The 11,761-nt window shown below is 47.9% G+C and carries 11 protein-coding genes; 7 read left to right on the top strand and 4 right to left on the bottom strand.

What is annotated here, in order from left to right; genetic code table 11:
- Positions 1–171 precede the first annotated feature (171 nt).
- The 7 genes from AC6R05_RS13400 to AC6R05_RS13370 all read left to right on the top strand — a co-directional run bounded on the left by AC6R05_RS13400 (position 172) and on the right by AC6R05_RS13370 (position 4,011).
- The gene (locus AC6R05_RS13400) at positions 172–336 is read left to right on the top strand and encodes a hypothetical protein (protein WP_500647665.1); all 165 of its coding nucleotides are present in this window, start codon (positions 172–174) and stop codon (positions 334–336) included.
- Between the two features lie 56 nt (positions 337–392).
- Positions 393–713 carry a hypothetical protein gene (locus tag AC6R05_RS13395; RefSeq protein WP_500647664.1) on the top strand — a complete coding sequence of 107 codons (321 nt, stop codon included), beginning with the start codon at positions 393–395 and terminating at the stop codon, positions 711–713.
- Between the two features lie 23 nt (positions 714–736).
- The gene (gene parM / locus AC6R05_RS13390; RefSeq protein ID WP_500647663.1) at positions 737–1,690 is read left to right on the top strand and encodes a plasmid segregation protein ParM domain-containing protein; all 954 of its coding nucleotides are present in this window, start codon (positions 737–739) and stop codon (positions 1,688–1,690) included.
- Between the two features lie 12 nt (positions 1,691–1,702).
- Complete coding sequence (locus tag AC6R05_RS13385; protein ID WP_500647662.1) at positions 1,703–2,074, top strand: hypothetical protein; 372 nt, start codon at positions 1,703–1,705, stop codon at positions 2,072–2,074.
- Between the two features lie 273 nt (positions 2,075–2,347).
- Complete coding sequence (locus AC6R05_RS13380; protein WP_500647661.1) at positions 2,348–3,070, top strand: YadA C-terminal domain-containing protein; 723 nt, start codon at positions 2,348–2,350, stop codon at positions 3,068–3,070.
- 54 nt (positions 3,071–3,124) lie between these two features.
- Positions 3,125–3,445: a DMT family transporter gene (locus AC6R05_RS13375; RefSeq protein WP_500647660.1), complete on the top strand. Its 321-nt coding sequence runs from the start codon at positions 3,125–3,127 to the stop codon at positions 3,443–3,445.
- Between the two features lie 11 nt (positions 3,446–3,456).
- Positions 3,457–4,011, top strand: a complete 555-nt coding sequence (locus AC6R05_RS13370; protein WP_500647659.1) for an outer membrane beta-barrel protein — start codon at positions 3,457–3,459, stop codon at positions 4,009–4,011.
- Positions 4,012–4,159: 148 nt separating this feature from the next.
- Here the strand turns inward: AC6R05_RS13370 and AC6R05_RS13365 are convergent, their stop codons facing one another.
- From AC6R05_RS13365 to AC6R05_RS13350, 4 genes are all read right to left on the bottom strand, one after another.
- Positions 4,160–5,686, bottom strand: a complete 1,527-nt coding sequence (locus AC6R05_RS13365) for an RCC1 domain-containing protein (RefSeq protein WP_500647658.1) — start codon at positions 5,684–5,686, stop codon at positions 4,160–4,162.
- Positions 5,687–5,688: 2 nt separating this feature from the next.
- A complete protein-coding gene (locus tag AC6R05_RS13360) occupies positions 5,689–10,128 on the bottom strand; it encodes a hypothetical protein (protein ID WP_500647657.1) in 4,440 nt (1,479 codons plus the stop codon).
- Positions 10,128–10,577, bottom strand: a complete 450-nt coding sequence (locus tag AC6R05_RS13355; protein ID WP_500647656.1) for a hypothetical protein — start codon at positions 10,575–10,577, stop codon at positions 10,128–10,130. The genes AC6R05_RS13360 and AC6R05_RS13355 overlap by 1 nt, the downstream gene beginning before the upstream one ends.
- Positions 10,578–10,637: 60 nt before the next feature.
- Positions 10,638–11,761, bottom strand: a 1,124-nt coding sequence (locus tag AC6R05_RS13350) for a hypothetical protein (RefSeq protein WP_500647655.1), incomplete at its 5' end; no start/stop codon positions are given.

The following is an 11,761-nucleotide window of genomic DNA, read 5'->3' as shown; positions in this document are numbered from 1 at the left end:
CACATTCTCTACTCGTTCCAACAAGTGAACGGAATTATCAAACATGCGAGCCGAGTGGTTCGGAAACATCAAGATCAGATTTGTTTATACACATACAGCAAATAAAACAAAACCCCGGCCAACTTTGGACGGTCGGGCCGGGGTTTGAGTCACTAAACAGGAATTTAGTTAATGAAAAAGTTTACTTTAATCGGCCTAAACCGTCAAACATTCGACTTTAACCGCCCCCAGGCCGAGCAGTTCGAAACCCTAGAGATTGAAGCAGAAAGCGAGATCGAGGCCCTTTCAATTGGCCGTCAAACTCACGCTTGCACGGTTGCGGCTATCCGTAAATAAATCATTTTAAATTTTTTAAACATACTATAGAATCAAAAAGAATTGTAAGGCATCACATGAACATTAAAAAAATCATTCTAATTCTCGCGGCTTGTGCTTCTTTCCAGGCGAACGCCGAGGGCGAAACAATGGCCGAGATTAAATCATACTGCGGCGAGCGTTGGTCCGGTGATTTTAAAATGCAAAAGTATTGTATCGACAAGCAGATTGACGGGTTTATCGGATTCACTGACAAGCTCGAAGAAATCGAAGAAATTGATCCGCTTCTGGACGCCGTAGTAAAAACATGTTGGCACTGGGTAGATAAAAAAGATTACTCAATGGCCGACTATTGCACGGGAAAGCAGATCAGCGCATACAACGAGATTTACAATTAAAACAACTCTAAACAGGAATAGAAATGGACAATAAAAAGTTAGTCGTCGCGGACGACGGCTCGACCTCTGTCAAATTGGCATGGTTCGAAGACAAGGAATTAAAAACCTTAACCGTGAGCAATTCTGCAGAATATGGGCGTGGTTTCTCTGAGGACGGAGGGAGAAACTACACTGTGACCACTGACGTTGGCGACGAAACACTTTGCTTTTTAGAGAACGCGGAATCAATCCGCTCTAAAAACGAGGGTTATCAATACGGATCGCACTCAGTAGCAGCCATTCACTACGCATTGCATAGAGCAGGATTCAAAGGCGAGCAAATCACGCTCGCCGTTACGCTTCCTTTGTCCCAGTTCTACAAGGGCAAAGAGAAAAACGAGGCGAACATCCAACGCAAGAAAGCCAACATCCTGCGAGCAGTTAAAAGCGATTCAAACCTCCAGGCAAACGAGATCGTCGACGTGATGGTCTTCCCCGAGGGTATTCCCGCATGTTATCCAAACTTAGTAGGACCAAGAGGAAAGGCTCTCGTCGATGACGAAGAACTGACGTTCTTAGCCGATATGGGAGGAACAACTCTCGATCTGTGCTTGTTCTCTGGAGCTGCTAAAGAACGATTAAAAGCAGAGTCATACAGCCTTGGGATGTTTGACACATTCGACCAGGTAATGATCGACTCTGGTATCCCTAAGCGCCGTGATCTAGTTTTAAAGAAACTACTAGAGACGGGCAAAGCTTCGGGCGGGAAATTCAAAATTAACCGCAAGGAATCAACCGCGCCAGTCATGGCAAAGGCTAAAAACCTAATTGTCGATTTTCTAGGTGAAGATCTTCAAATGCTTTCAAACTGCTTTTGTATCGGTGGCGGAGCTGAATTACTTGCGGACACACTAAATGAAATTGACGGCCTAGAGCCTCAAGTAATAGAGAACCCGGTCGAGGCGCTTGCGAAAGCGATCGCGGCCATAGCTAAATAATAAGGGCTTATAATGGCGACTAAGAAAGGACCACAAATTTACTTAAACGACCAAGATCCGGCGGAGAAAGAGATCATTAACTGGGCCGACGGTCTAGGTCGTGGCCGTAAATCTACCGCCACAATTGAGACGCTAATCGTTGGCCGTTCTCTAGCGAACGTGTGCCAACCTCTAGCCGATTTACTGGCAAGCGCAGCCCGTAGAGGCGAACCGATGTCACTAGAGCAGCTAGAATACTATATCAGCGTCTTTAAAGGGCAAGTGGAGCCAAAGCCCCAGGAAGTCGCCAAAGCCCCTGAGAAAGCCGTAGAGGCCCAGGAAGAGACGCAAGAGGAAGAAACCGAACAAGAAGAAAGAACAGGTTTCGGAGATCTTGGAGCATAGTTAAAAGCTCAATTAAAAGAGCCGGGCAATAGTCCGGTTTTTTTTCGCCTAAAATTCATGATCTTGCATAAAAACGCCGCCCTTTCTGGCTAAATCTATAAAATTCTTCTTGATTCAAAATAAATTAAGAGTAATATTCCGGGCGTTCAAGGATAAAAGCTCGCATATACGAGCGTTGTCATTGTTCGGGAAAAACCACGTTTATTTCTATTTATTAGTCTTTCGGCTTTGCCGATGCCCTCTCGAAAGGGAGGGCTCTTTTTTAGGTGTGTTATGAAAAAATCAATTATTGCTTTGTCTCTAGCGACAATGTTTGCGGCTCCTGCGTTTGCTAACCTAAACGCTCCATCACTTCCAGGCGCAGATCTGCCAAGCGTAGATCAGCCAGGGAATGGACTTCCAGGCAACCCAGGGAATCCACTTCCAGACGGCGACAAGCCAACCACTGGCCCAGGCATCCCGGAGGGAACGCCAAATCCTGACGCAGACAAGCCAGTAATCGACAACCCACTGCCAGGCGTTGACGCCGATATGAATATCCCTGAGTCAAGCGTTGACACGACTCCAGATAACAATATCCCTGAGTCAAACGTTGATATGACTCCAGATAACAACATTGGCATGGTTGATGTTGTAAAGGGAATGAACGAAGCGGGACAAAAGGCATACGCAGACATCGACGGCCGCGTTGGCGAACTAGAGGTTAACTTCGAAAACTTCAAAGCTGAAACGGACCGTAAATTTAAAGAAATGGATCAGCGCCTTGATGCGACTAACGCCTCTCTACACGCTGTAACAAACGCGCGCCCAATGGTTTCAAACGGTCAAACTGCATTTGGTGTTGGTACTGGTTTCGCGGGTAGCGCTCAAGCGATCGCGGTTGGTGTTGCTCACTCGTTCGAGGATTCTGGTTGGTCTGCGTCTGCAACTATCAACCAAACAACTGGCGGCTACAGCGAGTTTAACGGCGGCGCGGGTCTGCAATACGCTTGGTAATAAGCGAATGACAAGGCCCTCAATCACCGGAGGGCCCTAGATAAAGGTGTTGTTATGCATTGGTTATATTTAGCAATCGGGATAATTATCGAAGTCGGGGCGGCTCGTCTAATCCCACTAACTGCAGGGTTTACGAAACTGTGGCCAACTGTTGGGGTAGGGGTCTTGTATGCGGGGGCGCTCTATATGCTTTCGCTTGCTACAAAAGCCCTGCCAATCCCGATCACTTATGCGATTTGGGCCGGGGGCGGGATTTTGCTTCTATGCGCCGTTTCGATGTATTCCGGATTTCAGCCAAACATGGCAACACTTGCAGGGATCGGATTAATCGTTCTAGGGATTGCAACAATACACCTCTTTGGGAATTTGCATTAATACGGCTTACTATGAAAACTATAAATAAAATCGCGTTGGTTGGCGCTCTAACCGCTCTATCTTCTCAATCTGTGGCGAACGTACTAAAAGCCGAAGACCGCAATATGTGGGCTCTTGGTGGCGTTTCTATGGCATCAACAACGGTAGAATGGACAGACGGATTTGAGTGGTATAAGACAAGAGAGTCGGGCGTCGGCTTAGACTCTGTTTTCGGTTGGAAATTTGCAGAAAATTTAGGAGTAGAGGCGGGTTTCAATTATCACTCTATTAGTGATCAATACGCTGATTTGAACGTTTATACTTTCTCGATCGCTCCTGCAGCAATGTTTAAGCCGAACGACAATACAACCCTTATTTTAAAAGCCGGTTTCACTCATCATGAGCTAGCTTTAGATTGGGGAGGCGTTGTCTACGATCTAGGCTCTGACTCAGGAATGATTTTCGGAGCTGCGGCACAATTCACCCTAGACTATGGGTTTACTATTCGAGCGGGTTACGACTACTACACGAATAGCGATCTAGGCGACGTTGGTTCGCTTAATGTGTTGGCGGGTTACGCATGGTAACAAGCAAGTTAGTTGCAAGTGATCTCCTTGAGTTCGTGATAGTTTTCGGGCTTGGCACTTGGGGAGTTTCAAACCTGTTCAATGTCATGACGCAATTAAGCTTTATTGTTAGTAGATTCTAAAAGAGGGGCCGAAAGGCCCCTTTTTGCTATATCACTTGTAACGGTACTGGGTTTGCTGCGTGATACGTTGTGTCATTTTTTGTTCCACCAAGCCAGTTATAAGAGCCGCATCCAAATCCAAATAGTGTCCCATCTTCATATAGTACGTAAGATGCACTGTCACCCGCATCAGGATTAAGACAAACAATTTGCTTTACACTGCCATAATTTCCTACGCCCATTGATGGAATGGTCCACGACGTTTTATTTACTTTGTCACACGTTCCTAGCTGCCCATATCCATTGTACCCGCATAGATGTACATTGTCTGAGTCATCTAAATATGCAGGATTGCAATTGTATGCTCTTTGATGCGCTCCTTTTCCAAAGAACATTTTTTTTATCGATACGCTTTTTAAAACAGGTGTTTTTCTTACCGTAGTGTCACCTAGTCCTAGCTGTCCTTGAGCGTTGTATCCCCAAACTGCAAGTTTGTTTGCGTCATAGTCAACAATGTAAAACGAACAATAGTAACCACCACCTTGAGAAAACAACTCTTTTGGTTTAAATGGAACTGCTATTTTCTGCGGCACTGATCTTATCTTGTCTGAACCGTCTCCTAACGCTCCATTAACATTATGACCCCAAGTGTAAATGTCCCCGCTGTCAGTTAACACTGCTACAGTGCCCGCACTATTTGCGGAACCTCCATGACCTCCACTTTCTCCTACTAACGTTTTAATATTTGTGATGTTGCCTTGGACAAGTTGCCATCTTGATTGGTGGGTCGTGTTCCCGTTTCCTAGTTGACCACTGGAATTACACCCACTTGAATATAGTTTGCCCGATGAGCTTTCCGCAAAAACACACCCGTAACTACCTGAGAAATTCCATAATCTTTTTATCGTCCCTTCCGGAAGCGCTAGTTTTACAGGAATAATGACCGACGCAGTTGTCCCGTTACCCATTCGGCCGTAACTGTTATCTCCGCACCCATACCAAGATCCGCCTTTCTTAAAGTAAAATGTTATTGCGGTATAGTTAAACTGTATTCTGTCCGGTGGGAGTATGTCCTCTACCCCGGTTTGGGATAGTGTTACAGTATTTCTTAACTTACTGTCTCCTGTCGCGCCCTGTCCATGTCCATTGACTCCCCAGAAATACAACTTTCCATCATTCATAAGAACCCAAGTGCAAGATCCAGACGCACCGGCCTTTTTAATTCCGCTAGTGTAGTCAAGTTGAGGCACTTTATACGGAATTGACTTCCTCTCCCCTGCACCATATTCCCCACCAATTGGCAAGCAGCTATGTGTATTTATACCCCACGTATATAGGTATCCATCTTTGCCGATTGCAATTACATGTCTGTAGCCTGATTGCGGTGGTATGTAGTCTATTTTTAACTCCCTGCCTGAGTCAGAAACAGGAACAAGTTCTATTACCTCCGCGCCGCTCTTTGTGTAAATTTTCTTGTCTGCAAGATTGATTGCAATTTCACCCTCTTCAATGCTTGAAGAAGTCGGGATTTTTCCCGGCGTTTTTGTTCTGTAGTGTTTTACTTTACTAACCATAATTAAAATGTTCCTGCGTCAATAATTCCCGTGACATCACCAACTGTCGGTTTTTTTGTCGCGCTGAAATAGGTTTTGTCTGCGAACGACTTGTTAACCGCGTGGTTTGCGGTCGTCGGATCTGTCATGACATTGACATAGTTAACCGAAAACCCTTTGTTTGCGTCCCTGGCAACAATTCGGTTTGCTGAGGCCCCCGACGTCGCGCCGTGGACGTTTGCCGTTGCGCCTGTGTGATCTGTGAGCGCCTTTACAGTAGGTGCGCCAATGTCCCCAGGTGTAGGCTTTTGATAGTCCGTATAAACCTTGTTCCACCTTGACCAACCAGTGCTTGAGTTAAACGCGCGGACAAACATTCGACTAAATGTCTTACTCCCCGAATTGAACTCAACTGCGATCTGCCCCTTGTTCGCGGTCGGCACACCCGCCTTTTCAAACGTGCTCGTAATGTGCCAAGATTTTGTGCTATCCGGAGAGTTAGCATGATTGGTAATAATGACGTGCTTAGTCGTTAGGTTCGGGTCTTCGGTCCCCGTGCCCTCCCTCAAGCCCTTACCGTAGTTAAGCTGTTCTTGTAGTCCGCTTATGTCTGAAATTCCGACTTTGTGCGGGTTCTTGGCGTTTATGTGGTTAGTCAGTGCGGTATTTGTTGCCATGCCGCTTCTAGCTTCTGAAACAACCTCCGACTTTGTTTTCCCCTCTAGTTTGCCCGAGTTGTCAGAGTTGGTTGCCTTGGTTGCTGTATTCGCATTACCAGTGATCGAAATCGGCCAAGTGCCTGACGTTCCGGCCCCAGTTAGTGGGGCTTTCGCGGCGAGCTTCTTATCCAACCCGTCGACCTGGCCCGTTGTGTGCGTATGGCCTGTATCGGACTTTTTAGCTAACGCATCTTCTAGGCCGTTGATCTTGTCCATGTTGTGATCGTGGCCTGTGTCAGATTTGCCCCCTAGCTTGTTGCTAACCCATTCTTGATTGGTTGCGTGTTCCGCTTTAGTCGGAGGCGCTACCGCAAACACTTGAGTAAAATCACCCGCCTTTTTTGCATAGTTTGTTTTGATGTGAGTCTGTGAGTAATACAGCTCATCGTGCTTATGCGTTGTCGGAGACTTGCCCGCTAGCGCATCATCTAGCCCGGCAACATCCCCAGTTTTGTGTTCATGGCCTACCTCAGATTTTTTGTTTAGCTCGTCTCGCAGATCTGTAATATTCCCGATCGTGTGGTCGTGGCCTACCTCAGATTTGTTAGCTAGCTTCTCAGTTAGAGTTCTAACATCCCCAATATCGTGTTTGTGCAACGTGTTAGCCTTGCCCTCTAGCGCAAGATCTAGCCCGCTCACATCCCCAGTTTTGTGTTCATGCCCTGTGTTTGACTTCTTGATTAGCCCGTCGTTAACAAACTTTCGGGTTGCTGCGTGAGTATCTAAAGTCGGAGCTTTGACCAAAAATTGTTGCTCCGCATCACCGCCGATCTTCGCCTTGGCTGCTAGTTTCTCGGTTAGTTCTTTAACATCCCCGATCGTGTGGTCGTGGCCTACCTCAGATTTGTTAGCTAGCTTCTCAGTTAGAGTTCTAACATCCCCAATATCGTGTTTGTGCAACGTGTTAGCCTTGCCCTCTAGCGCAAGATCTAGCCCGCTCACATCCCCAGTTTTGTGTTCATGCCCTGTGTTTGACTTCTTGATTAGCCCGTCGTTAACAAACTTTCGAGTTGCTGCGTGAGTATCTAAAGTCGGAGCTTTGACCAAAAATTGTTGCTCCGCATCACCGCCGATCTTCGCCTTGGCTGCTAGTTTCTCGGTTAGTTCTTTAACATCCCCGATCGCATGGTCATGGCCTGTGTTAGACTTGCCCGCTAGTTTCTCGGTTAGTTCTTTAACATCCCCGATCGCATGGTCATGGCCTGTGTTAGACTTGCCCGCTAGCGCAAGATCTAGCCCGCTCACATCCCCAGTTTCATGTTCATGACCTGTGTTTGACTTCTTGCTTAGCCCGTCGTTAACAAACTTTCGGTTTGCTGCGTGAGCGTCTGCACTTGGAGCCGCAACACTAAACGTCTTGGCTGCATCACCCGTGATCGCTGCCTTTGATGCTAGGGCTACGTCTAATCCATCAACTTGTGCGGTCGTGTGTTCGTGGACTTCTGCCGCCGCCCCTAGTTCTTTTAGGGTTGGCTTGTCTCCGGCGTGATAAACCTTTTGATTTTTGAACTTTAGAGCCGCGCCGACCGCAAGGGCCGTTTTCGTCTTCTCGTTTCTGAAAGTGAAATCGTCGCCCCCGGCGTCGCCGAAATCGATGGAGCCCGTTAGATCTCCTGGATTGGCTTGATCTACGTAAAACTCAAGTTTCCCGCCCGCCCCTGTGCCGCTTAATACAGATAGGTTTTTGGCTGAGATCGGCCCGGTAAAATCTCCGCCCGTCTTCAAAACGCCGTTGCTATCGTTGAGGACGGTACACCATTCAAGAGGCTCAAATTCATCGCCAGGTTTTAGCTTTGTGACAATCTTTACAAGGTCTGAATTGTGGTTATATAGCCACAATTCATTTTGCTGCTGTTGGTCTACATCCCCCAGGATTAATTGATATTGGTTTGTACTTTTAACAAAGCGATATCCAAGGCCATAAGACGGATCATCGTCTATGTCATCTTTTTTGAACCGGATCGCCTTATCCGGCTGCATGAAAATATGATCCGGCACTTCGAACGGGAGCGGTTCGCCGCCTGTTACCGGGTCGCCTGTGATCTGTGAGTGACGTTTTGCCGTGTTCGACCACATCAACCAGTCACCTACACCCCATGTAATATTGACGTCGTCCAAGTCTTTGCCGCCTTGGTCGACGTAATACATTGCATTGTAATCAGGCTTTGGCTTGGAGCCCGGCCCCATTCCTGGATTCCAAACTCCACCATTTACAAAAGCGTTTACAGCGTGGCCCGCTGCGTTTTGAGCTCGGTCTGCGTCGTTCTTTGCGTTGCTCGCTGCGCCCGTTGCAACTGTCGCCTGTCCTTTTGCTTTCTCGCTATGGTGTAACGCTGAAAACTTGTCAGTCTCGACGGGTTTATCGACGGGGTTTTCCGCCCATTTTTCGGAAGTGTCGCGCGCGGTTTCTGATCCTGTTTTAGCCGTGAGAGCGTCGTCTCTATGCTGCTTTGCTTCCCCGGTTAGTGTGGTTACTTCGCCATGCTTTTTGGTCACGTCCGCTTGTGACTCGTCGACGCTTTTCTTTGCAGTGTCCACGGCGGTTTTGTTCGCTGCGACCTCTGCGCGATCGGCCTCGACCTCTCCGTGTTTATTTGTCACATCGGTTTGCTTGGCGGTAACGTCGGTTTGAATACCCTCAACGTTGGTGTGCATCGTGGTAACTTCGCCGTGCATCGTAGTAACTTCTGTGTACATAGTTACTACTTCGCCATGTTTGAGAACGACGTCGGCCTGTGACTCGTCGACGCTTTTCTTTGCAGTGTCCACGGCGGTTTTGTTCGCGGCCACTTCTACGCGATCGGCCTCAACTTCACCGTGCGCGGTGTCGACCTCCCCTTTTAGCTTTCGAACGTCCGCCGTGTTTGTTGCGACCTCTGCGCGGTCTGCTTCGACTTCTCCGTGCATTGTCACGACGGCGGTGTGCTTATCTACAACGTCTTTATGGTCCGCTTCGACTTCTGTGTGTTTTAGGGCAATGTCGGCGTGCTTTTCTACTACGTCCGTGTGTGCGGTTTCGACTTCGCCCTTTAGACGAGCAACTGTAGCGGTGTTGGTTTCTACTTCTGCGCGATCGGCCTCAACTTCACCGTGCGCGGTGTCGACCTCCCCCTTTAGCTTTCGAACGTCCGCCGTGTTTGTTGCGACCTCTGCGCGGTCTGCTTCGACTTCTCCGTGCATTGTCACGACGGCGGTGTGCTTATCTACAACGTCTTTATGGTCTGCTTCGATCTCGGTGTGCTTTAGGACAACGTCGGCGTGTTTCTCTCGAACGTCTTCCACGTCTCGATCAATATCTGCCGCGATCCCCTCAACTTTTGTAGCGTTGGCCGCGACTTCCGCTCGGTCTGCTTCGACCTCTCCGTGCATTGTCACGACGGCGCCGTGTTTATCTACAACGTCTTTGTGGTCCGCGTCGACGTCGGCGTGCATATCCACGATCTGGCCGTGTTTAGTTACAACGTCTTCGTGTGCTAAACCAACCTGGACCGCTGCGTCCATAACCTCGACGTGAGCGTCAACGACTTGAGAGTGTTTGTTTGATACATCGGTATGCATCCAAACAATTGAGTTGTATTTTGGGATTATCTCATCGCGCATTTCTTCGGCTTTTTCCGCCGCTTCCTCTGCGCGCTCTACGAACGGATCTCGCCCTCGATGATCTGTTACATAAATGTAAAATTTATCGCCGTCGGTAACGAGTAAGGAGGCGTTTTGTTGCTCCATTTCTACTAGCGTTGTCATTATTGGCAAACCTCGCGTTCTGTAATGTCAGCGCTTAGAGTTACGGACCCTTTCCAGACCGTTACCACTTCGCCCGCTTTGCAAAATTCAATGTCATATACACCCGTAACCGGGAGAGGTTGGTTAGCTAGGAACTCAAGCGCTTTGGTTTCAACTGCGCTCATTTCAAACCAAAGAAAACGCCCTGTAGCATCGATCTGTTTGTACTGCGTGAGCTCAAACCATTCGGTCCCATCTGGGCCGCCGAATTTAACGTCTGCGTTGATCACGTAATCATTCCAGTCTCTAAAAGTGAGCTTTCCCTCTTTGATTGCGTCGTCGATATCGTCCTGATCAAAACCTGGCGGCAACACTTGGGAAAGGTCTTCATTGAAAAAGCTAAATTTTGGCGACCTCCAGGTGTCGCCCCGTAAGATTCGAAACTCTTGTACTGTTAAAACTTCGGCCATATTGCCCCCATAAAAAAAGGGACCCTTTCGGGTCCCTTGTGGATTGATGTTTCTTACTTTCTATTCTGGTGGTGAGATCTGTTCGTATGGCCTGATATCAAAATCAAATAGCTGACCAACGCCAAATCTACATGTGCTGCTCACGTCCTCACCCCACAGCCTGATCTCGTAAGTGTCGCCAGGGAAAAGCCTGTCGTTGATGTACTTAGTGTCAAGCGTTACTGACTTGCCCGATGCGACATAGACGCTCAACCAACTTATTTGTTTGGTATACCAACCCGTCCCATTCCTCCTATATGCTAGAAAAACACTGACATTGCCGGACGGCCCGGTCGGTCTAATAATGCCTAGCTTGTGAATCCTAATGAGATGTGTACGGCCATAAGCGGGAAACTTTTTATACCAAGCAAATTTGTTGTTTGGTGTCCCAGGCTCTTGCCATCCAGAAATACTTTTAGGGAAGTAATAGTTTTTGGTCATTTTGTAGGTTTTACCGACGGAAATGTCCCCTTGAATTGCGTCGAGTTCAATCCCGGACGCTCTTAATTTATTGGTGTAAAGCGTCCCGTCTTGAGATATGTAGGTCTGGAAATCTTTATCTGGCCCATGATCTCCGCCCGTGCCAAAACCGGCGTGGCCACCTTTGATAAAGGAGCCTTGTACCGTTCCTTGTATGTCCGCATCGATAGCCTTTAGCCGCCCACTTTTCGAGATTGATAAAGGCGCCTTGCTTGGGTCTTCTCCACCTGTCCAAAGCCTAAATTCTGGCTGTTCTACAGATAAGAAAATCGCCTCATTTCGACTTGGTACACCTGTAACGATTTCTGAAAGAACGTTAAGCCTATTACCTGTGATCTCTCCGCCCGTGATGCGTGGCGCGGATAGCTCGATCCCGGCCTCGATGTTTCCGCCTTTTATCGTTCCGCCTTGGATATGAGCACCTGTGATTGAGTCGGACTCGATTTGATCTGCGCCGATAGTGCCATGCACAATCAAATTGCCGTCGATAATCTGAGATACATCCAACCACGCTGATCCATTCCAATACTTCGTCATAGAAAACTCAGACGGTTGATTGTATTGCGTGAGCGTGTCCCAGTTTACGAGGGCCTTTCCTGGGAATTGGTTCTTTGTATATTCGTCGCTTGGGTCCCATGCTCCAGTTGGAACTTTCACGTATACAT

Source organism: Vibrio sp. R11-SG3-ISO9 (assembly GCF_059834255.1).
This window is presented reverse-complemented; position numbering and strand designations above follow the sequence as displayed.